Source organism: Flavobacterium piscisymbiosum (assembly GCF_020905295.1).
In the GTDB taxonomy this organism is placed as follows: Bacteria; Bacteroidota; Bacteroidia; order Flavobacteriales; family Flavobacteriaceae; genus Flavobacterium; species Flavobacterium piscisymbiosum.
The window spans coordinates 4,988,114-5,013,265 of record NZ_JAJJMM010000001.1; the positions used below are offsets into that span (position 1 = coordinate 4,988,114).

A 25,152-nucleotide genomic window follows, 5' to 3' on the forward strand; every position below is an offset into this window, starting at 1 on the left:
AATTATTTAGTTTTAATACGAATCACAGTAAATGAATAAGCAGGCAATTCTTTTGAAAAGGCTTCCTTTACTGTTATAGTTTGAGATATTGGTCTGGCAGTGGTACTCTCGGGAGTTCCTGAAAATGTAGTATAACCTGCAGTTTCAGTCGTCGTTAGATTCGATACATCTATTGCCGGAATTACAGCAACCGGAAGCATATTGACTAACTTTACAATCAAATCTCCCGAAGCATTATCCTGAACCACTGAAACACCAATTCGCTTATGAACTTCATTATTTGCATCTGATAATTTTATTTTAGGCTGCAAATAAATATCGCCCGGATTTTGTCCGTACAATTTCTGTACAAAATAATTTACTGTTGGTTTTACTTCATTTCCTGTAAAATAAATCAAATCAGGATTCCATTGTGTGTGTTTCTCGCGAGCAAATAAAGGCGCATAAGAAGCCATTGTAACTACATCGCCATTTCGCTCGATCGCAGTAAGATAAAGCGCCTCGGCCAAAGCATTGTAAAATTTATTGCCACGAGATGCATATTCTCCCAAATACACTTTTGATTTAGAACGGTCATAACTGTCATAAAAATTCTGGTTATTAATAAACCAACCCGGACTTTGATAATAATGTTCGTCTACAATTGGCAGTTTCAAATCATTGGCAATTGCCCATCCTTCGTTATAATCTGTGCCTTCAAAAAAGGGTCCAACAGTACCAATAATAATAATTTCAGGATATTTTTTCTGCACGGCTTTTACAATCATTCTATAACGTTCTTCAAAAACATCACTAATTAAATCTTCATTACCGATACCAACATATTTTAAATTAAAAGGTTTAGGATGACCGGCTTCAGCACGTTTTTTACCCCAAACACTTGTCACGGGTCCGTTGGCATATTCAATTAAATCCAGAACATCCTGCACGTATTCATCCATGTCTTCCATCGGAATACCAAATTGTTGTCCGGCACCACCGTCAGATGAATTTTGACATGGAACTCCTGCCGCTAAAACCGGAACAGGAAGCGCGCCCAGATCTTCACAAAACTGAAAATATTCAAAATATCCTAATCCAAGTGATTGATGATATCCCCAAATATTACGCATTGGAGTTCGGCTTTCTAAAGGTCCAATAGTATTTTTCCAACGGTAAATATTTCCTATTCCATCGCCGTGAGCTACACAACCACCAGGAAAACGAACAAACTTTGGATGCATATCCGCAATGGTTTCAGCCAAATCAGCACGAAGCCCGTTTTTACGGTTTTTGAACGTATTTTGAGGGAAAAGAGATACCATATCCAGAGCAACTTCTCCATCAGAACTAATTTCTAAATGAGCATCGCTTACTGTTTTGGATACTTTTAGCACTGCGCTAATTTTTTTCCACGAAGTATTGGGTTTTAGTGCGGCTTCCGCCAAAGTTTCTCCGCTAGCCCCAATTAATTTTACGGTAAATTTGGCTCCTTTTGCAAAAACACTGAAATCGTATTTTTCATTCGCTTTAAGCGGAATTCCGTCAAAACCTGAATTGCTGATTTTACTTTTTGTAAGGACAGCATAATGCGAATTATTAGGATGAATTGGATTTTCCTTTTCTACCTTAAAATTTCCGCTCCACGCCATGGTTTCATTCCAGTTTTTATCGCTGCCTTTTTTATCGTGTAACGAATATTCAAAATCACGATTCTGGATCAATTCAGCGTATAAACCACCATCTGCAGCGTAATTAATATCTTCAAAAAACATTCCCGTAAGCATATTGCTTATTTTTTTAGAATCTTTTCCGTCAATACTAATTTGAGCCGTTACAGGTTTCAGGCCCACAAACAGCAAACTATCACTTTTGGGTGAAGTATTATCTTGTTTGTCCCTAAACTTTGATGATTCCATGTTTTTTATCAGCGAATCAACTAAAGTCCAATCGACTTCAGTAATAGTTCCTTTTTGAGTTTCTCCTTGTAATGTGATTTCACTAAACTGAGGAACTTTATTGTCATCAATTATGGCTTTAGAATATGTTTTAAAATCTTTGGTAACACTAGTATAATTTGCGTTGTCTGCTTTCCAATAAATGTTATATTCGCCTGCTTTTTTGCTGACTTTTATGTTTTGAATAATTGGTTTTCCTGATTCATTTTTTGTCACATTTTTCATTGCCTGAATGTAACTTTGTCTTGTCCAGTTAATCAAATCTTTACTTGAAGCAGACGCAAAAACATCATCCTGCACTCCCCAAAAACAATGAAAAATTCCGTTATCATCCTGAATCAAAAAAGCTTCAGACATTGATTTACCCGTTGGTCCCCAACTTCCATAATCTGATTTTAAAAAAGAATGTTCAGGACCTACGCCAAACCAGTTTTTCTGATCTGTACTCCAGGCAAAATGAAGTCCGTTTTTTCCATTATTTTTTAATGTGGAATAGGCGAAAAGGTATACCTTGTCCGGTTTGTCTTCTTTTGATTTTAAACCAAATGCAAATGAAATAAAAACTGCAAAAAGTACAATCAGAATTCGATGACGCAGTAAAAGCTTCTTCATTATTTTTTAGCTTTTAATTGAAAAAGTACTGAACTATGAGGTTTTAATGCTGCTGAAACTGCTGTAGCTGAAACTGTCGATTTCTCCCCTGTCCATAAATTAATAGCCTGAACCGAACCTGAAATTCCAAGATCTGATAAATTTACCGAAATCGTTTCTGTCGCATTATCCGAAATATTGAACAAAGCCAGATAAGTACTTCCGTCTTTTGGATTTTTTGAAGTCACGGCTATTTTCCCATCTTTCTGGAAAAGCTGTTTTACACCGGTACTTTCATTGTGCATTTTCACCACTTCTTTATTGGTTAATAATGATAAAGTAAAAGCGTCGTTACTTGGCAAATCTCCACCAAAAAACAACGGCGATTTAAAAATATTGAAGAAAGTAATCAAAGTATATTGCTCGTCTTTTGTCAATCGCGACATTCTGTCTTCGCCACGTTCTCCTCTTAATGAAATACGTCCAAGCGGAATCATATCGCAGTCTGGCCATGTTCCCGGTGCAATGTAAGGATACCATTTTTGAGCAACATTCATTAAATGTGTAATGTGTGGCCAGGTATCCCAAACGTCGTCTACCATTCTCCACATATTGGCGTGAGTGGTTACGTGTGGCGCAGCAGTGATAGGTGTTTCTCCCGGTGAAGTGCTCAATACAATTTTACGTCCGCATTTGTCGATTGCGTTTCTGATCAGGTTAATTTCTCCTTCGTGATACGGTCTTGATAAATCATCGATTTTGATAAAGTCAACGCCCCATTGTGCGTACAATTCAAATAATGAATCGTAATATTCCTGTGCACCGGGTTTATCTGCAACAACGGTATAATTGTCTCTTAACCATTCGCATTGCAATGCTGTAGAATAAATCTGATCAGCTGTGATTCCGTTTGTACCTTTGATAGGCAATTTGTCTTCAACGGCTTTTTTAGGAATTCCGCGCATAATGTGAATCCCGAATTTCAATCCTTTTTTATGGATATAATCTGCCAAAGGTTTAAATCCTTGTCCGTCTTTTGCAGATGGAAAACGATTTAAAGCCGGCAAATATCTTCCGTACTGATCGATTACATAACGCGGATCTGTTTGATTGTATCCTCCTGCTTTGTCATTTTCTACAAACCATCTAATATCGACTACAACATATTCCCATCCAAATTTTTTCAGGTTTTTCACCATATAATCGGCGTTGGCTTTTACTTCGTGTTCTTCGACTGTAGAACCGTAGCAATCCCAACTGTTCCAACCCATTGGAGGCGTTTGTGCCCATTGTTTGAATTCTTCTTTTTTGAATGTTGTCGTTTGAGCATTCGATGAAACCGATGCTAAAACAACGCCTATTGCCAAAGCAATTGTATTTTTTATTTTCATTTTAATTAAATATGTGTAAATTTTACACTTTAAATATAATAAACTTTTGGATACTATAAAAATAAACCCATCAGCTTAACAAAAAGACTGACAGGTTAATTTTTTTATAACATTGCATTGTTAGACCTAACAGTCCCGAAGCCCAATTTCATTAAGTTAAGTTTTTAGAAAATAAAATCTGTTTTTATCTGCGTTTTTACGAAGTAAATCTGTTTTATCCGCGTTAAAATTAGACGCTGATTTTACTGATTCGCTAAAGCGAAAACGCTGATAAAAACGGATTTTTCTAATTACTTTCTTAATTAGATTTCTCCTTAACTTAATGACATTGCCCGATCCCGAAACTTCGGGACGGGATTAAAAACCTGTTAGGTCTTCGTTGAAAACTGATTATTTTACATTAATGGTAACTTCAACTGGTTTTAACCATTGACTTGTAAACGTCACTTTTATAGGCTGAGCTTCTCCGGTTGCCTGAATGTATGCTGCAATATGACCGTGGAAAACTCTTTGAACATTATCTGTATAATCCGTCATGTCGCTGTTGTTTCCTGCTTCTAGTCCTAACAAAACTCCAGGTCCGCTAATGGTGCACGTAACTTCATTATCTGAAAGCATAACCGGTAAACCGTTCTGATCCTTAACCTGAACCATGATTTTAGCAACTCCTTTGTCTTTTGTAATCGTAATGTTTTTGTCTGCAATAGTTAACTCTACAGGTTGTTGTGTAGTCGAAATAGCATATCTGCTTACTTCTTTGTCATCTTTGCTTAAACCAACTGCTTCTAGTTTTCCTGAAGCAAACGGAATATCCCAGTAGATAATTCCGGTTTTTTCGTCGTATGCTTTGGTTTCGCCTACTACTTTTCCGTTCAATTCTAAACGTGCTTTGGCTGCATTGGTATACACCACTACGCGAATTTTTTCACCTTGAGTGTAATTCCAAATTGCCCATGCATCTTTAGAAACATCTTTTACATCTTTTAACGGATAAGTTCCGATATATGCCATTGGTTTATCTGACCAAAGTGACTGACGGAAATATCCTCTAGGTTTGATTACTCCTGCAAAATCAACCAATCCTGAGTAAAAACCTCTTGATGGCCATCTTCCTGATTCACCTAAATAATCAATTCCTGTCCACAAGAATTGTCCGAAGATGTGTTTGTTGTTTTTTACCGCTAACCAAGGTTCCATGTCGTGAACGTTTTCACTTCCAAAAATAACTCTGTTCGGGTATTTCTCGTGATCCGATTGATATTTGCTTTCTGTATAATTATATCCTGTAATGTCTAAAGCACCTGGATATTCTGTTTCGTTAGACATTGCAACTCCGGCTAAACCAGCAGTTGTTGGGCGTGATTTGTCGTATTTTTTAACCGCAGCTACCAAACGTTTTGCAATTGCTCCAAGACGCATTGCATCTGGCGCATCTTTTTTGTAACCACCATAATTAGCTTGTCCAAATCCGTCTTTTCCTTTATCCAGAACCGGATGAGAATACGGATCATTTGGATAATCTACTTCGTTACCAATACTCCATGCAAAAACCGAAAGGTGGTTTCTGTCACGACGTACAAAATCTTCTAAATCTTTTTCTGCGTAATCTGCAAAAATATCAAACGTACCTTCGAATCCCGGAGTTCCATAATTCCAGCCTTCTAACCATTTACGTTTTGGAAATTCCCATTCGTCGTAAGCTTCGTTTAAAACCAATATTCCTAACTCGTCGCAAAGTTCATAAAAAACAGGCGCTTGCGGATTATGACTGGTACGGATTGCATTTACACCAATTTCTTTTAATGTTTTCAATCTTGTTTCCCAAACTTCTCTTGGTACTGCAGAACCTAAAACTCCGGCATCATGGTGCAGACAAACACCTTTCATTTTCATCCATTTTCCGTTTAATGCAAAACCATTATTAGGATCGAATTTGAAATCTCTGAAACCTGTTTTGGTTACCGTTTCATCAATTTGTTTTCCGTCTTTAAAAACAGTTGTTTTAAGCTGATATAAATTTGGATTTTCTAAATCCCATAATTGTGGATTTTTTACATTTATTTTAGTCGAGATTTTTCCGTTTTTATTAGCGGCAACTTCCACTTTAGAAGAAGATTTCCCTACTGATTTTCCGTCTTTTGAAATCAGTTCATTTACTACGGTAAGACTTGATTTTCCAGCTGAACCATTTTCAACCTCAACTTCAACATTTAGTGTTCCTGTTCCTTTTTTTACTTCCGGATATGCATAAACACCCCATTGTGTAATATGAACCGGATTAGAATATACCAACCAAACATCACGGTAAATTCCTGAACCGGTGTACCATCTTGAATCGGCACTTTGACTGTGATCTACACGAACCGAAATCGTGTTTTCTCCACCATATTTTACATACGGAGTAGCATCATAAGCAAAAGAAATATAACCGTTTGGACGTTTTCCTAATGAATGTCCGTTGATGAAAACTTCGCTTCTGTTGTAAACGCCTTCAAAATACAAATAGACTTTTTCGCCTGTTTTACTTTGAGGAATCGTAACTGATTTGCGGTACCAGCCAATTCCGCCTGGCAAGAAACCAGTACAGCTAGCCAATGTTGGGCTCAATTGTCCTTTTACGCTCCAGTCGTGAGGAACGTTTACTGACTGCCATTTGCTATCGTCGTAAGCTTGTTTTTGAGCATCCGGAGTATCCTGAAGATTGAATTTCCAGTTGTCATTGATTTTCTTTGAATCTCCAAACGAGATCTGACTGAATGCAGACAAACACGAGAAGAGTAATACGGGTAGTAAGATCTTTTTTGTAAACATTTTTTTTAAGGTTCTAAGGTGCTGAGAATTTAAGGTTCTAAGCTTTTGTTATTTTTAATTTATTGTTCTTTGTTTCAATTTTTTAGTCCCAGTCCCAGTCCCAGTCTCAGTTTTCAGTTTTCAGACTGTGACTGTAAACTGAAAACTGAGACTGTAAACTGCGACTGAATACTAAAACTGTAACTCCCCCACAAACGTCACTATCGATTTTGCGGGAATTTCGAGATTATCAATTTTTTGAGTTGCTGCTCTTTTTAAATTCGAAGTATCTGAGGTTATGTAAGGTGTAAAATCATTGTTTTTTACAGTTCCTTTCGATAAATTGAATTTGTATTTTTGGGCTGATTTTCCAACGTTTACAGCAACTACAATTAGCTTTTTGTTTTCGACATCTTTATAAGCGGTTAGCATTACATCGTTTGCTGCTTCCAGATCGTTTTGATTGGGAACATCGATTCTAAGCATTCCCGGACGTACAAACAAAGAGTAATTTCCTAAAGCCCAAAGTAATTTTGAATCGTGAAATTCTCCGTCATTTTTTACGTAATCCGGCGCTGTTCCTCCGTTGCTTTTTCCGTCATCAAGATAAATCAGACCGTCTTTGTAATCAACACGTGTTAGCGATGTCCACCATTGCCATGAAGCAGCATTGGCAACAGCAATATCATTGTGAATCAAACGCCCTACGAATAAAGCCGTCTGCATTCCTAAATCTCTTCCTCCGCCTGAACCGCCCGGAATTTCAGATTCTCCCGGATTTTCTAAAATACAATATTCCGATTGCCAGTATTTTAATCCCGGATTTTGTTTGATGTTGGCTGCAATTAATTTTCTGCTTAAAACCTGTCTTTCAATTGGCCATGTAGTAAAATAACTATGTCCTAAAATGACGTTTTTTACATTTGGGAATTTTGAAACGTTGGTTTTTGTTTTTCCAAAGAAATAATCAATTTGCTTGTCGCGGTTTTCAGAATTTACATTTTCGTATAAATAATCGATTTGTGCGGCTTCGGCAATGACGATTTCTGTATTCATTTTATTCGCTTTCAGTTTTTCTGAAAGTGATTTGGTCAAATCGTAAATTTCCTGATTGGTTGCCGGAGTTCCTTCCTGACTGTTGGTGTCGCCGTCTTTTGGCATCCATTCCCACTGTGGTTCGTTGATTGGGCTTACATAATCGAATTTGATTCCTTCTTTCTTTTCCAATCCCTGAATACTTTGAACTAGAAAATCGGCAAATTTTGGCATTGCACCATCTTTTAGATTCAGTTTATTCTTTTCAGATGCAAAAGATAATCCGTTTTTGGTCATGTAAACCGGCGGACTATTGGTAAAAATCAGGAATTTTTCGACACCACGTTTTTTGGCTGCCTGCAAGAACCATCTTTGTCCTTCTTGTTTATTAAAATCGTAAGTACCATCTGCCTGCAAAAAAGATTCGCTTCTTCTCCACTCGTCCGAAACTTTACTTTTTTCGCCTTGCTCCGTACTTCCCGCACCAAGATTAAATCTCCAGATCGAAAGCCCGATTCCTTTTGGATTTCCCTGTGCATCGATTTCTTTACTAAAAAGCAAATCGGCAATGGCATTCTTTTTTTGTTCCGGCCAATTTTTCCCCACAAACTGGCATCTCCAGGCATCAGAGCCTCCAAAACCGTCCATGGTTTGTACTACATGATCAGTGCTAATGGTTACGGTTCGCTGTGCATACGACAGCGAACTCATGACCAATAAAAGCGAGATGTATACTTTTCTCATTATTTTTATTATTCTTTCTATTTTAATCTAATATTTTCAATGACAGCCTTGCTATATTTCGACGGTATTACCTTTGTCAAAGTTTAAAACTTTGACAAAGGTTTCTGAAGCTTTTATCGCAATCTTGTCATTTCGACGAAGGAGAAATCTTCGCAAGTAGCTCGACAATCTTTGTCGTCCTTGATTATAGAATTACTTACTTGTCCTTCGACTTCGCTCAGGATGACATAGTTTGCGGTTATAACCTTTGTCAAAGTTTAAAACTTTGACAAAGGTCTGCGCGGTAAAACGCAATCTTCTCACTTCAACGGATTAAAATCCGTTGCTACAATATGAATCATTCCTCCGGAATTTTCTTTAGAAGTTCCAGAGGAACAAAATATATTTTAGGGATGGATTTTAATCCATCCTAGAGAAAAAAAACCTCAGTACCTTAGCAACTTAGTCCCTTAGAACCTCCTATTTATATGTTCCTACATAAGTCACAATTGACTTAGCAGGAATTTCAAATCCAGAAGCTTCAACAGCGGTTCCTTTTTTCAAACTCAAGGTTTCAGAGGTTGTATAAGGTGTTAATTTATTATCTGTTAATGCACCGCCTGAAAGGTTTAGTTTATAGGCTTTCGCCGATTTGCCAACGTTTACTGCTACAACTACTAATTTTTTTGTTGCGGCATCTTTGTATGCAGTAACCATTACACCATTCACGGAAGTGGCATTATCAACACTTGGAATCTGCACTCTCACCATTCCCGGTTTTACGAAGAATGAGAAGTTTCCTAATGCCCAAAGTGTTTTTGCATCTCTGACAAAACCGTCGTTTTTGCAATAATCTGCATTTCCGGCTCCGTTGCTTGAACCATCATCTACGTGAATTAAGCCGTCTTTGTAATCTCCGCGGCTAATGGCTGTCCACCATTGCCATGACGAAACACCACCAACGGCAATATCTGTACTGATAATACGAGCTGTCCAAAGTGCGGTCTGGATTCCTAAATCTCTTCCCGGACCTGCTCCGCCTGGCAATTCAGCAGTTCCAGGGCTTTCTAAAACACAATATTCTGATGACCAAAGGCTTAATCCCGGAACTGACTGCGTTCTTGTTGCGGCCAATTGTCTTGAATACACTAATTCTGTCAATGGCCAGGCTTGCCAGTAACTGTGTCCTGAAATGGTCTTTTTTACATTTGGTAATCCTGCAATATTTTTTGCCGAATTTACTCCGAAGAAATAATCGATCTGGTTTGATCTGTTTTCTTTACCAGAAACTGTTTTGTACAAATGTTCGTAAGCTGCTGTTTCTCCTACCACAATCTGAGAAGTCAATCCTTTTGATTGTAATTTTGGTGAAAGGACATTTACAAAACTGTAGACATTGGCATTCGTTGCCGGTGAACCTTCTTGTCCTGAACCGTCCCACTCGTATTGTGGCTCATTAAACGGAGAAACATAATCGATTGTTAAACCGTGTTCTGTTTTTAGTTTATCCAAAGAGTTGGTCCAGAAATCAGCCAATTCTGACCATTTTCCATCTTTTAAATTATAAAATTCTTTGATGGATGCGTGCGCTTTTCCATTTTGTGTTAAATACACCGGAGCACTATTGGCGAAAGCCAGTAATTTTTCTAAACCACGCTCTTTTGCTGCTTTCATAAACCAAACCTGACCGGCCTGTTTGTTCATGTTGTATGTAACTCCATCGTTGGTGAAACATTCTGTACGTCTCCATTCATCTGTAATATCGCTTGCATCTCCTTGCTCAGCACTTCCTGAACCAAGGTTGAAGCGCCATAATGACAAACCAATTCCTTTTGGATTTCCGTCTGCATCTACTTCTTTACTGAAAAGTAAATCGGCTATTTTATTTTTTTTATCCAAAGGCCAATTTCTGCCTATAAAATTACATTGCCAGGCATCAGAAGCACCAAAGCTTTCCATTGTTTGAAGATTTGCATCCAGATTGATACTCAACTCGGCTGTAGTATTTTCAGCATCTGAGTTTCCGTTGTTTTCTGAATCGCAGCTTACCAAAAATGAGTTTGCGAAAAGTAAGCCTGCACACAGCAGACTTACTTTATTGTTGTTTATAAATCTCATTTTAGTAATTAGGATTTTGAGTGATTAATCCGCCACTTAAATCAATTTCGATTTGAGGTATTGGCCATACTAAGTGTTTTGCAGGATTAAAATTGATTCCTTTATCCTGAGGTTCTCTTAAATTGGTTGTTTCGTACGGATCTGTAGAATTCAGGTTGTACTGAACAAAAGTTCCGTTTGGTCCCATCAAAGATTCGATTACCGGTCTTCCTGTATTTGGATCTTTTTCACGACGAATATCATACAAACGCAATCCTTCGAAAGCCAGTTCTAAACGACGCTCTTTGTAGATTTGTCTTAAAAGCGTTGGTCCTGATAATCCTGTTTTTGGATCTAATTTTACACGGGCTCTAATGATGTTAATATCTGCTAAAGCGTCTCCGCCAGTATGATAATTAGCTTCTGCTCTTGTAAGGTACATTTCGGCCAAACGAATCAACGGAATATTCAATGGTAAGTGTCCGTCTTTTTTGTCTAATGCACGACGTGTTGCGATCGGAATATAATATTTACGAATGATACGTCCTGATTTATTATCGTTTAAACTGAATTTGTGTGTTGGGTTCAACACCTCATCTCCGTAAGCGGCTTCTCCCCATTTTGTAATAGTGCTTCTGCGACGAATTACATCATTTTCAGAAAGATAAGCATTTTCTAAATCGCTGGTTGGCATACACCATCCCCAACCGTCCAGAACATCTCCGGCATCATTACTCGGGAAGTTTTTCTTGTCTTCACCTCTGGCTCCAGCCAAAGTTGGTAAAGCAGCCCCAAGATTTTTATCCTGAACCGCTGAAGTTTGCGCTTCAAGAATAGATTCAACACCATTATGGTTGTTTACATTCCAGATGTTCAAGAAATCAGATTCAAGAGCATAAGGCCCTTCAGTAATTACTTTGTTTGAGTATAATTTGGCTTCAGCCCATTTTTCCTGAAACAACGAAACACGCGCCAATAAAGCATAAGCAGCCCATTTATTGATTCTTCCGTTTCTGGCTACAGGAGCACTTTCTAATTTTGCAGCAGATTCCTTAAGATCGGCTTCAATCTGAGCGTAAACAGCTGCAACAGGACTGCGTTGTAAATTAAGATCTGAAGTTCCTAACACTTTTGTGTATAATGGAACTGCTCCATAAAGATTCACCAATTCGTAATAGCAGTAAGCACGAACGAATAAAGATTCTCCCATATATTGATTTTTCTGTGCATCAGGAATTGGCGATGCAGCCATTTTCTCTAAACCAATATTGGCTGATTGAATGGTGTAATAATGAGCGGTATAAGCACCATTCATATCTCCCATGTTATCAGGTGTTATCAGGTATTGCGAAGCTGGTCTGTGTGCACTGTTATCCTGACCTGTATTACCCATCCAGGCATCATCAGTAGCCATTTCGTTGGTTACTCTTGGCGCTGTTAGTACCCACCAGTCTTTGGCAAGCAATAATCGCTGTGTTAGCTCATTGGCATAATTCTCGCATTCCTGCGCGGTTTGAAAATAGTTCTCTAAGGTTTGTTTACCTCTTTCGTCTTTTTCAATAAAATCGCTGCATGAAACTGCAATTAGAGAAAAAGCTAGTATTGATAATATCGTTTTTTTCATGTCGTTTTTTATTAAAATGCTACATTAAGCCCCATCAAAATAGTTGGCTGAACCGGATAGTTCCATCCTCCAAAACCTGCTCCTTTTACTCTGTCGCCTTTGTCAGGATCTCCTCCTGCAACTTCAGGATCAACACCATCGTATTTGGTCCATGTCCATAAATTTTGTCCTGATAATGAGATTCTCAATTTATCTAAACCAAATTTGTTGTAGAACGAATATCCAACCTGAAGGTTTTTCATACGTACAAACGAACCATCTTCAACATATAAAGAAGAGAATTTGGTAAAGTTTTCGTTGTTATCATCTTTAGACAAACGAGGAACACGGTTTGAAGTTCCTTCACCATGCCAGGCCATTTGCTCTAATCCGCTTACTTTGTTGGTTAAGCTTGCACCATTGTATAAATCCGAAATGTTTTCGTTTACGATTTCATTTCCAATACTGGAGTAAAAGTTGGCTACTAAATCAAATTGTTTGTAAGCAAAATTCAAATTCAGACCTACATTGTAATCTGCCCAAGGTGAACCAATTTTTGTACGGTCTTTTTCGTCTATTTTTCCGTCACCGTTTACATCTTTAAAACGAACATCTCCTACCTGAGCATAAGGTTGTAATTTTGTTCCGTGCTCATCTGTATGCGAATTCAATTGTGTTTGGTTTTGGAATAAACCGTCAGCAACATATCCGTAGAAAAATCCAGGTTCTTCACCTTTCATTGTCAGGGTTCTGTTTCCTGCTCCGTAAAGTCTTTCTCCTTCAGATGATAATGACAGCATTTCTATGTTTACTGTTGTAAAAGTAACATCTACTCCATAAGAGAAATCTCCTTTTTTATCTTTATAAGAAACCAGTAAATCAATACCGCTTGATTGCATAGAACCCACATTTGACCAGATTCTTGAATTGTCCGGAAAACCACTGTAAGTTGGAAATTGTTTCAGGAACAACATATCCTTGGTTTTCTTTTGATAATACTCTAAAGATCCTGAAAGTTTGTTTTTCCATAATCCGAAATCAAGTCCAAAACTCATATCTTCTACTGTTTCCCATTTAATGTCTTTATTCGCCATTGATGACGGGAATGAAGTATCGCCCACAACATCGCCAATAGGATAAAATCCCTGACCAATGTTGGATTGATAAACAGCTGTTGGTAAGCCCTGATTTCCTACTTTACCCCAACCTGCTCTAAATCTTAAATCGCTTAAAACATCTTTTGTAGATTCCATAAATCCTTCGTTAAGAATTCTCCATGAAACAGATGCCGATGGGAAATTGGCCCATTTATTATTCGTCATGAATTTAGAAGAACCATCACGTCTGAATGTTCCTGTAAAATAATATTTACTGTCATAATTGTACGAGAAACGAGAAATATAAGACATCAAAGAACTTGACCAGCTGTTACCACCGCTATTACGGTTTTTGGTTGCTGCATTTAATTCTCTCATGGCATCAGTGTTGTTAGGAACTCCTTCTCCGTAACCCCAAAGATCTTTACCATTGTATTCTTCCATAGTATTACCTACCATTAAAGAGAAATTATGCTTTTCTGCAAATGCTCTAGAATAAGTAATTGTATTTTGCCATGTCCAGTCAACATTTGTTGTATTCCATCTTTCGATTGTATTGATCTCTGCTTTTTCGTGTGCAGCATCGATTACGAAATCAGGTGTAAATTTGCTTCTAACTTTATCTCCTACTTCTACAGAAGCCTGAGTACGAATCACTAAACCTTTTATTGGCGTATATTGTAAATAACCGTTTGTATTTAAGTTGTACTGATCTGTAAAATCATCATAACGTTTTACAGATGCAACAGGATTCCAGATGTAAGAAGGAGAACGTGCAAAAATGCTGTATTCGTTTTCTAATCCAGTCAATTGATCTGCTGGTTTGTAAACTGGCGTAATAGGATCAATTTTATCAAAATCAGCCCAGTTTCCAGGAGCTCCGTAAGTTTCGTAACGAGGATTTAAAGTAATTCCGGCAGAAAATTTATCCGAAAATTTAAAATCGTTGTTGATTCTCATCGTGATTCTTTCCCATCCACCTACTTCATAAATAGATTCTGAGTTATAATAGTTTAAACTAATAGAATAGGTATGTTTGTCAGAACCTCCGCTTACTCCCAAAGAAGCATTTGTTACAGGCGCTCCGGACTTAATTCCAGCTTTCCACCAATCAGTAGTTTTTCCTCTGTATTGGGACGGATTTGGCAAATAATCTGCATATCCTGAATTGTTGTAAGCTTTGTTCATAATACTAGCGTAGCCTTCAGCATCTGCCATATTATAAGGGTTATTCATCATCTGAATCCCTGAACTTAAATCAAAATTGAATCTTGTCTGACCGCTTTTACCTTTTTTGGTCGTGATCAAAATAACTCCGTTTGAAGCTCTTGAACCGTAAATGGCACTTGCAGAAGCATCTTTTAATACTTCCATCGATTCAATCTCATTGTTGCTCAAAAAGTTGATGCTCGTTCCCATCGGGATTCCGTCGATCACATAAAGCGGATCTGTATTAAGGTTTACCGTAGAGATTCCACGAATTAAAACCCTTGGCTGAGCGCCAGGACCACCCTGACCTGTAACCTGAACTCCGGCAACTTTACCCTGCAAAGATTCTGCAACGTTACCCACAGTCATGGTTTGTAATTCTTTTCCTTTTATAGAAGAAATCGAACTCGTTACATCGCTCTTTTTTACCGCGGCGTAACCTACCACAACAATCTCGTCAAGAACCTGACTAGATTCTTCAAGCGTTACATTTAGAACGGTTTGCTCTCCTACCGAAATTGTTTTATTGGCAAAGCCAATGAACGAAAATTCGATCTGAGAATTTTTATTTGGAACAGAAATCGTAAAATTTCCATCAAAATCTGTAGCGGCTGTACTTGCAGATCCTTTTACCAATAAGTTTACTCCCGGAATGGGCACATTGCCTTTATCCTTAACGGTTCCTTTTACTGTTATTTGACCAAACGTTGCAGCACTGCACAACATGGTAATAAACAACCATATAAATCTATATTTCATATTAAGATATTTTTTAATTAAATGTTATAGCCAGATGATAAGCTACTATTTTTTAGTAACAAAAAGTCTTTCCAATTCAGTATCCAGCACCACTTTGTAAACTCCCGGAGCTGCAGGATATTTAGCATTTCCGTTTTCTCCCGGCGACATTGTAGCAACCCCGTTTTTGATTAACCTCCATGATGGATTCCACCATTGACCTGTAAAAGTTGCCTCCATAGTTCCTGTCAGCGTATACTCTCCTACTAATTGGTAAGGGTTATTTGGGTTGTTGGCTAAGTGTAATCCTGTTTGAACCCAAGCCGTCCAGGTATCCCAGTCAGCTCCCTGAATTCCGGCACCGCAAACACTTACGAAAGGTCTTCTTTTTGCTTCTTCATCATGCCATAATCCGTTGGCAACATCAGCCCAAACTTTGCTTGATGGCGTGTATTTAGTTGCAGTATATTTTAAAGTATTCGGATTTACTTTGATTACATAATATCCTTTTGTAGGTAAGATAATTGGTGTCGAAGCAACATCATCTGCCAGTTCTCCTGAAGCATTTAGTCCAAAACAATGTGGCGCAAAATCAGATTCCTGACCTAAGAAATAAATCTCTTTATTGTCTTTATCAGCATAATATTTGAATTCGAAATCTTGCCCTTCTTTATTGTGAAAATACATTGGAACTCCAACTGCATCAGTAGTAAGGTTTGTGCCTTTTGGCTGATCGCATAAGTAAATTGCCGGATATTCATTTGTAGCCACAACATTTACGCTTAACGTTCCTGTATTCGGAATCGCAAATTTGTCTTTTGCCGTAATTGTTAAAACATAATTATCAGCCGTTACTGGTAATGTATAGGTTTTATTGAAAGTATACGATTGCGGAGATCCTGTTAACTGAACTGTTTCGTCGATACCCAATGCAGCACACTGAATTTGAATAAAATCGATTCCTGAATCATCATTCACAACAAAATTTACTGGCATTTTATTGCTTGTCGACAATAAAATAACTGCTCCCTCTTTTGGAGTAATCATAGTGATTGATGGTGCAGCAAATTCTCCGTCAAGACGTAAGTTGATGTCTTCATCAATTGCGTTTCCTGAAACATCGGTAATCGTCAATTTTACTTTGAAAGCTTCAGAGGTTCCTCTATTCGCAGGAACTTCAAAAAAGTAACTCAAATCGTATGATTTAAGTAAGGGATCAGTTGCAAAAGCGATGACTTTATCCAGTGATAATTCAGGGATTTGAATTCTCACGCTTTTTAATCCTAAATCGTCAGCCAAAGCGGCTTTAATTTCAAATTTCCTGCTTGGTGCTCCGTAAATTTCCTTTGTTGAAACAACAACAGTAGGATTATCAGAACTTGGAAAATCAGATTCGTTATTTTGACATCCTGTAAATAGAACAGCAAAAACAGCAAGAAAAAATAAAAATACATTTTTTTTCATTTGATTTTTAAGGTTAGGTTAGTTAGGTATTGTAAAGTGATAGTTTAAAAAATTCTGTAGGTTTAATTTGTGAGGATATTGTTGCTGCTATTTTTTTAGGGGAAAAACAGAAGAACAAAAAATTCATTATGTGGTTATTTTCATATGGCTGAGTTTGGTTAATTGTTAGCTACTTTTTTCTTTTTTTATTTATATACTTCTCGTCTTAATAAGACAACTTCTTATTGATCTAATTGTATAATTAAACTTTATTTTACCCCGCAGTTTTCACTGCGGGTTTGATAAGTAAACATGTAAAACCAACTCTTACTATCTTATTTTAAAGAAGGCTCAATTCCTTTAAACAGATCAAAAAACTTATCGTAAAATAAACACTTATATTATACACAGTAATTCAACTAACAGATTACTATAAGTGCAAAGAAATGTATATTCAACACTTTTAAGGAGGGGTAAAATGGAAAAAAAAGGAGGTCAAAATTGCAATTAACTATTATTTTGGATTAAAAATTAAGGACTATGAAAAAATACCAGTCTATTTTTGAATTATATGTAATTAGTAAATAAAATGATGTTTTACAGCTAAAACGTTTGCGTTTTTTCGACCATGAGATATAAACTCAAGATTTGTCGTTTCGACGAAGGAGAAATCTCGACGAGAAGCTCGACAAAAATTAGACTTTCGTTGCGGAGTTACTTGCGGAGATTTACTTCGTCTGTTCGCTATCGCTCGAGTCTCCTTCGTCGAAATGACAAGATTGGGTATTCGAAATTCAAATAATGGATTAATCCGTTTAAAAAACAAGAAATTGATTTTCATCATAAATATTAAAAATGATTATTATTTTGTCATTTCTCGCTTCAGTCGAAATGACAAACCAGACGAAAATATTATTATGAAAATGATTGCCCTAGCCCCGATAGAAGTGGAAAGATTGAAACGGATTGCTTCGCCAGTTCGCACTTTCAGGCTCGGGTGCGGGATTAGCTCCTGAAAAAAAAGATTTTGGCTGATCATGAAATCGAAATGACAGGTTTGAACGTGAAAAATGTTTTAGAATTATTTAATAACATTAAGATCTGAGTTGAAAGAACTCTTGTACTTTTTGATGTATTCTGAAGGTGTCATCCCGAAGAGTTTTACAAATTGCTGTCTGAAATATTTAGGATCTTCAAAACCTACTTCGGCACTTGCCTGGGTAATATTTATATCTTCGGTAAGCATTAGCATAGCCGCTCTTCGAATTCGAACCGAACGGATAAATGCATTTAAAGTCTGGCCGGAAATGATTTTAATTTTCGTGTACAATGTTCTGTGGCTCATTCCCATTTCGAGAGCAAAGTTTTTTATTGTAAAATCTCTTTTATGAATATTAGCTTCGACAATATCGATACACTTTTTCAGGATTTCCTGATATTCCTGAGGCACTTTCTGGGTGTTTTCTTTGAGCGTGATACTATCTAAGAAATAGGTCCGCAAATTGCTGCGGTTTCTTAATAACGATTCGACACGCGCTACGAGAATATCATCATCAAAAGGTTTGGTGATATAATCATCGGCTCCATCGTTGATACCCTGCAAATGCGTTTCGGGATTTTTTGATGCGGTTAGTAAAATAACCGGAATGTGAGATAATGCGTCATTTTCTTTTATTTTTCGGCACAATTCCAAACCATCCATTTCTTCCATTGTGATATCACTAATCACCAAATCAGGCATGTGTTTCTTGGTTAGTTTTAGACCTTCTTCCCCATTTTCGGCGCTGTATACAATATAGGATTCAGAAAATAATTTGATCAAATAAGCTCTTATTTCGACATTATCATCAATAATCAAAACCGTACGCTTATCTGTAAGCATGATTTTCTGAAAATCACTTTCTGAAACTGAAGGATTTGCGGTCTGATTCTCCTGACCATCATCTATAATAAGTTCATCAAATAACTGGCTTCTTTTTGGGATTTCATTTGTAATTTCGACATTATCAAAATGGCTGTCTCCTTTTAGGAATGTGAGTTTAAAAGTACTTCCTTTTCCAATTTCACTGGTACAGCTTACGGTTCCTTTGTGTTTGTCGACAAAATGTTTGACGATATAAAGTCCGATTCCGAAACCGGTTCCAATAGATACTTTCGATTTTATTTGTTTGAATTTTTCGAAAATCACTTCAATATCCTTTGGTTCGATTCCATCTCCGCTATCCGAAATTTCTAAGAAAACTTCGTGATCGTTTTCTGTAAGTCTAAGATTGATTTTTCCACCAATTGGCGTGTATTTAAAAGCATTTGACATTAAATTGAACAACGAAATTTCGATTTTTTCATAATCTCCAATGATCACAATTTCATGATCCGGAATACCAAAATTGTATCGAATACTTTTATCTTTTGCCTGATTTACAAAACATTGGTACACTTCATTACAAAGATTATTTACATTTATAGGAGATAATCTGAGTGAATCTGCATCGTTCTCTGCTTTCCTGAAAAGCAACAACTGATCGACCAGACTCAAAAGTCTTCTGGCGTTTCTGTGCGCAATCGCCAAATCACTTCCCGAAGAACCGTTTTGTACACTTTCTTTCTGCACTGCTTTTTTCAACGGATTTATAATCAGCGAAAGCGGTGTCCTAAATTCGTGAGAGATATAGGTAAACATCGAGGATTGTTTCTCGGCAATTTCCTTTTCTTTTTTGCTTTCCAGTTCAGCAATTTTGACTTTATACTTTAGTTTTTCTTTGTTTTTATTGTATTCCAAATAGGCAAAAATAGCGCCAATACCTGCCAGTAAATACAATGCATATGCCCACCAGGCTCTGTACCAAGGTGGCAAAACTTCAATCGTAATCAAGCTTACTTCTTTGTTCCAGCCACCTTTAAAATTGGTTGTTTTTACTTTAAAAATATATTTCCCTTCGGTTAATCGGGCATAATTGGCTTTTCGGGCTTGACCCACATAATTCCATTGTTCGTCCCAGCCTTCTAAATAATAGGCGTAATTTATTTTGTCGGCATTATTATAATCCAACGCTACAAACTCTAGTGACAATGTGGTTTGATCGTACGGCAGGCTTACTTGTTCGATTTTACCATTCTCCCACTCTAAGTCGTTTTTGCTTTCTTCGATAGGTAAATTGTTGACATAAAAATCAGATAGGAGTAAGTTGTTTTTTTGATTGAATCCTTTTATGGCTTCCGGAAAAAAGGCATTAAAACCGTTTATTCCTCCAAACAAAAATTCTCCTGTCGATAATTTAAGGCCCGCATTAAAACTAAACTGATTGCTTTGCAAACCATCATTGATAGAAAAATTACGGAATGTCTTTCTCTTTTTATCATATCTGCAAATACCGTTGTAGGTACTCATCCAGAGATTGCCTTCTTTATCTTCGAGTAATCTTAAAACCGTGTTCGAAGGCAAACCATCATCTGTGGTCAGTCTTTTAAAAGTATTTGTTTTTCGGTCAAACAACAATAAACCACCTTCCTGTGTTCCCAGCCAGAGGTTTTTATCCTTGTCTTCGTGAATGCATCTTACGGGATTTCCTATCGTAATTTTATTGATTTTTCGGGTTGTTTTTTCGATAGAAAATAAAGAACTATAATTTCCAGCCCACAATTTTCCGTCGCTGGTTTCGGTCATGCATTGCAAATTCGTAACCGATGGATCAAAAAGTGTGAAACTGTTCTTTTCTCTGTCTAAAAAATACAAAGCGCCCTCATTTGTACCACTTGCCCAGATATTGGCTTTTGAATCTTTGTAAACAAACCAAATATTCTTTTCGATTTGTTTGGTGTAAGGATTGTAACAGGAATATGGTGTAACCGAATTGTTTTTTGGGTTAATTTTATTTACGCCTCCAGCCCAGGTCGAAAGCCAGATTTCGTTGTTATTGTCGCGTACAATCCCCGTAATAAATTTGCTTGAAAGTTTGTTGCTGTAATTGGTATACGTATTGTTTTTTCGATCCCAATATTTTAGACCTGCACCATCTGTACCAACCCAAACATTGTTTTTTTCATCTTCACAAAAAGAAAGGATAAAGTTTTCAACCAGATCTTTTGAGTTGTATTTGATGCTTTTAAAATATTTGGGCGTATTGCTGAGCATACTGATTCCGCCGCGCAAAGAACCAAACCATTTGTTGCCTGATTTATCTTCGTATAAACTCCAAACCGAATTACTTTTGGCAACCTGATTTTCTTTTATTGCATTTGCCGGAATGGCTTTTTTACTGTTACCAATGACTTTATAAATTCCGGAACCGTCTGTGGTAATCCAGATTTCATTTTTTTTATCTAAAAGAAGATCAGTAACGCTGCTTTTGGTCGAAAAGTAATTCTCTGACAGCACACCGGATTTGGTATTAAACAGAAACAAACCTTCATCAGTTCCTAATAATAAGTTTCCGTCAGTGGCCAGTTTCATGGCTTTTACTTCTTTTGAAAGCGGAAAAACAACTTTTAAAGTTTTAGACTTATAATTGTAACTCGAAATACCTACATTCTTAATATAAACCCACGAATGATTGTTTTTTTGATCCTTTTCGATAGCTATCGCATCATAATTATTGACTGTAATTCTGTTTCCCAGAACATTGAGTGGAATGTGTTTCCCAACAAAAGAACCATTTTCGAAAGCAATTAATCCTAAGTTTTGAGAAGCTACTAAAACCAAATTATCTGAAACAGAACGCATCTGGTGAATAATGTCTTTTAAAACTTCAGGCTTTTTACCCGATACAGTATATTGTACATTATGAAATGTGGCTGTAGTTTTATTGTAAATACAAATACCATTGGAACCGCCAACCCAAATATTTTTTTTGGAATCTCCCTCGATGTTATAAATCGTATTGAACAACAATGATTTTTTATCGTTGATTCGGTTACGGAAAACTTTAAAATTGTATCCATCGTAACGATTGAGTCCATCGTAAGTCCCAAACCACATATAACCATCGCTATCCTGAAAAATAGTGGTCACGGAATTGTTAGACAATCCATCAGAAATATCAAGAAATTTTACAGGATTGTCCTGTGCATAACTCAATGGAGAAAACCCCAATAGCAGTATAAAAAGTAAAACTAAATACTTCAAAATAAAAGGTATTTTTTTGATTTTGTGTAAATAGTACAATTATAAGCTAAATTTCTATATATATCATAAAAATATAGTTATAAAAATCACTTTCATCCCAGTGTTTATAGGATTTTACCTTGATCTTACTTTTTAATAAAATAATCCCTACGCGAAAAATAATTCCACTACAATGATGTTTTTTTCAGCCATAAAAGAATGCAAAGATTTTTTTTACCAGGCTGAAGGCTGAAATAATCTCGCAAAGGCGCAAGGACGCAAAGTTTATATTATAGATGACTTCGGCATGTTAAATCAATCCCAAAATAAGAAAATAAAGCTTAAAAAACTTTGCGGCTCTGCGTCTTTGCGAGATTAAGAAAATTACAACTTATAAATTAACTTTAAAATACAACGAAGGCACCAAGTCACAAAGCTTAAATCAAATATAGATTATAAAAACTTCGTGTCTTAGCGCCTTCGTGGCAAAAACTTTATAAAAAACTTTGCGTCTTAGCGTCTTGGTGGCAAAACTTTATAAAAAACTTCGTGTCTTAGCACCTTCATGGCAAAAAACTTTTAACCGCATTTAGACGAACCACAATCACTACAAGTAAGACAACCTTCCTGATAAATAAGATTATCTGAGTTGCAATTGCTGCATTTTTGTCCGCGAACTTCTGTGCCGTCTACTATGTAACGTTTCAAGGCACGTGATACGCCATTTTTCCAGGTATTTATAGATTCACTATCAAGTTGTAAACTGCTAATTAAATCTACTACTTTATCGATAGGCATTCCGTGTCTTAGGGTACTTGAAATTAGTTTGGCATAATTCCAGTATTCCGGATTAAACTTATGCGAAAGTCCTTCGATTGTGGTTTTGTAACCTCTTGTATTTTTATATTGAAAGTCGTAACGTGTATTTCCTTCTTCGTTTTTATTTTTGATAATCAAGCCTTCAGAAACCCAACGCGGAATCAAAATACCATCTTCATCATCTACCAAACCAGTAAAAATTTCATACGGTTTGCCATCTAATAATCCGATAAAAGCGATCCATTTGTCTTTACTGTTTTGAAAACGTACTACATCGGCTTCTAATATTTGAGGACGTTTGGTTGTAAAAGTACTGGAATGCGTTTCAGTAGGTTCTTCTTTCTTTTCTGTGTTCGAAATTAAAACTCCTGAACGTGAACCATCACGATACACGGTAACACCTTTGCATCCGGCTTCCCAGGCTTCCATGTACAATTTATTCACCATTTCCTCTGGTGTTTCATTAGGTACGTTTATAGTAACCGAAATCGAGTGATCGACCCATTTCTGGATTTTCCCCTGCATTTTTACTTTGTTCAGCCAGTCGATATCATTACTGGTGGCTTTGTAATAAGGCGATTTTTCGACCAATACATCAATTTCTTCCTGACTGTAGTTTTTAGAAGTATCGTATCCGTTGATCAGCATCCATTCTTTGAATCGGTGATGAAACACCACATATTCTTCCCAACTATCTCCTAACTCATCTACAAAATCAACTCTTGCATCTTTATCGTTCGGGTTTACTTTTCTTCTTCTTTTATAAACCGGAAGAAAAACAGGCTCAATACCAGATGTGGTTTGCGTCATTAAACTTGTCGTTCCGGTTGGTGCGATTGTCAATAATGCAATATTACGACGGCCGTATTTTTGCATTTGATTGTACAACTCAGCATCTGCTTTTTTTAATCGAAGTAAAAACGGATTGTTCTTCTCTCTTTTAGCATCATAAATAGCAAACATTCCGCGTTCTTTCGCCAGATTTACTGATCCGCGGTAGGCTTCTAATGCAAGCGTTTCATGAATTTTTTCGGCAAATAAAATACCTTCGTCGCTTCCGTAACGTAAACCTAAAGCTGCCAGCATATCTCCTTCGGCAGTTATTCCAATTCCGGTACGACGGCCTTCATTGGCTTTATGTTTGATGTTTAACCACAGATTTTTCTCTACCATTTTTACCTCATCACTTTCCGGATCCTGATTGATTTTTTCTAAAATAGCATCAATTTTTTCCAGCTCAAGATCAATAATATCATCCATTATTCTTTGAGCGGCGGCTACATGTTTTTTGAAAAGTTCAAAATCAAAAGAGGCCACTTTCGTGAAAGGCTGAATGACATACGAAAAAAGGTTTATTGCCAATAAACGACAGGAATCATAAGCACAAAGCGGGATTTCGCCACACGGATTCGTAGATAAGGTTTTGTATCCTAAATCAGCATAACAGTCCGGCAAAGATTCGTTGATAATAGTGTCCCAGAATAAAATTCCAGGCTCAGCCGATTTCCAGGCATTGTGAATGATTTTGTCCCAAAGTTCTTTTGCTTTAATTACTTTAGAGTACAATGGTTTCTCGCTAAAAATTGGATATTTCTGTTCGTATAAAGCATCGTCTTTTACTGCTTTCATAAAAATATCATCAATTCTTACTGATACATTGGCACCGGTTACTTTTCCCTGTTCCATTTTGGCATCAATAAAATCGGCAGCATCGGGATGATTTACAGAAACCGAAAGCATCAAAGCGCCTCGACGGCCATCCTGGGCCACTTCGCGAGTTGAGTTTGAATAACGCTCCATAAAAGGAACCAATCCTGTAGAGGTTAAAGCCGAATTTTTCACCGGAGAACCTTTAGGGCGAATATGCGACAAATCATGTCCTACTCCTCCTCTTCGTTTCATTAACTGAACTTGTTCCTGATCGGTTTTCATGATTCCGCCATACGAGTCCGAATTATCATTACCAATTACAAAACAATTCGACAATGATGCCACCTGAAAGGGATTTCCTATTCCGGTCATCGGGCTTCCCTGAGGTACGAGATATTTAAAATCTTTAATGAGATCAAAAATTTCTTTTTCGCTAAGCGGATTTGCATACCGACTTTCGATTCGCGCAATTTCTGACGCAATACGATGGTGCATATCATTGGGTGATTTTTCGAAAATATTACCCTGAGAATCTTTAAGAGCATACTTGCTTACCCAAACTGTTGCCGCAAGACTATCTCCTTTAAAATATTCTAAAGAAGCCTGAATTGTTTCATCCTGAGTGTAAATAATTGTTTCCTTTTTTGCAGCTAATAATTCATCCATGATTATGATATTTTTGACGTTTTTTACGAGTGGTAAATTTAGAACCAAATAAACTCTAAAAAAAATAAGATTAAAAAAGTTTACAAAAAATAACATTTAAACAATTGATAATAAATACATTAAAAATTTATAAACATCAGAAAGTTAACAAATAAATACATTTATGATTCACAATTAACAGAAAATATGACAAAAATCATTGAATGATAATAATGAGAAGAATGAGTTAAATAAAAACATAAATCGATAATTTTTCTTACTT

At 36.8% G+C, this 25,152-nt stretch carries 10 protein-coding genes; all 10 read right to left on the reverse strand.

What is annotated here, in order from left to right:
* Positions 1–2: 2 nt before the first annotated feature.
* The 10 genes from LNP81_RS21325 to LNP81_RS21370 all read right to left on the reverse strand — a co-directional run bounded on the left by LNP81_RS21325 (position 3) and on the right by LNP81_RS21370 (position 24,890).
* Positions 3–2,549 carry an alpha-L-arabinofuranosidase C-terminal domain-containing protein gene (locus LNP81_RS21325; protein WP_230039311.1) on the reverse strand — a complete coding sequence of 849 codons (2,547 nt, stop codon included), beginning with the start codon at positions 2,547–2,549 and terminating at the stop codon, positions 3–5.
* Entirely contained in the window at positions 2,549–3,919 is a 1,371-nt protein-coding gene (locus LNP81_RS21330; RefSeq protein WP_230039312.1) for a glycoside hydrolase family 27 protein, read from the reverse strand. Before LNP81_RS21330 ends, LNP81_RS21325 begins: the two co-directional genes overlap by 1 nt.
* Positions 3,920–4,309: 390 nt before the next feature.
* Positions 4,310–6,730 carry a glycoside hydrolase family 2 TIM barrel-domain containing protein gene (locus LNP81_RS21335; protein WP_230039313.1) on the reverse strand — a complete coding sequence of 807 codons (2,421 nt, stop codon included), beginning with the start codon at positions 6,728–6,730 and terminating at the stop codon, positions 4,310–4,312.
* A 171-nt stretch (positions 6,731–6,901) separates the two neighbouring features.
* Positions 6,902–8,488: a glycoside hydrolase gene (locus LNP81_RS21340; RefSeq protein ID WP_230039314.1), complete on the reverse strand. Its 1,587-nt coding sequence runs from the start codon at positions 8,486–8,488 to the stop codon at positions 6,902–6,904.
* Positions 8,489–8,947: 459 nt separating this feature from the next.
* Positions 8,948–10,585 carry a glycoside hydrolase gene (locus LNP81_RS21345; protein WP_230039315.1) on the reverse strand — a complete coding sequence of 546 codons (1,638 nt, stop codon included), beginning with the start codon at positions 10,583–10,585 and terminating at the stop codon, positions 8,948–8,950.
* A gap of 1 nt (position 10,586) precedes the next feature.
* Complete coding sequence (locus LNP81_RS21350) at positions 10,587–12,188, reverse strand: RagB/SusD family nutrient uptake outer membrane protein (protein ID WP_230039316.1); 1,602 nt, start codon at positions 12,186–12,188, stop codon at positions 10,587–10,589.
* 11 nt (positions 12,189–12,199) lie between these two features.
* Complete coding sequence (locus tag LNP81_RS21355) at positions 12,200–15,232, reverse strand: SusC/RagA family TonB-linked outer membrane protein (RefSeq protein ID WP_230039317.1); 3,033 nt, start codon at positions 15,230–15,232, stop codon at positions 12,200–12,202.
* A gap of 45 nt (positions 15,233–15,277) precedes the next feature.
* On the reverse strand, positions 15,278–16,675 hold the full coding sequence (locus LNP81_RS21360; RefSeq protein ID WP_230039318.1) for a hypothetical protein: 1,398 nt from the start codon (positions 16,673–16,675) through the stop codon (positions 15,278–15,280).
* Between the two features lie 1,060 nt (positions 16,676–17,735).
* Positions 17,736–21,776: a hybrid sensor histidine kinase/response regulator transcription factor gene (locus LNP81_RS21365; RefSeq protein ID WP_230039319.1), complete on the reverse strand. Its 4,041-nt coding sequence runs from the start codon at positions 21,774–21,776 to the stop codon at positions 17,736–17,738.
* Positions 21,777–22,334: 558 nt separating this feature from the next.
* Positions 22,335–24,890 carry an adenosylcobalamin-dependent ribonucleoside-diphosphate reductase gene (locus LNP81_RS21370; RefSeq protein WP_230039320.1) on the reverse strand — a complete coding sequence of 852 codons (2,556 nt, stop codon included), beginning with the start codon at positions 24,888–24,890 and terminating at the stop codon, positions 22,335–22,337.
* Positions 24,891–25,152: the final 262 nt, after the last annotated feature.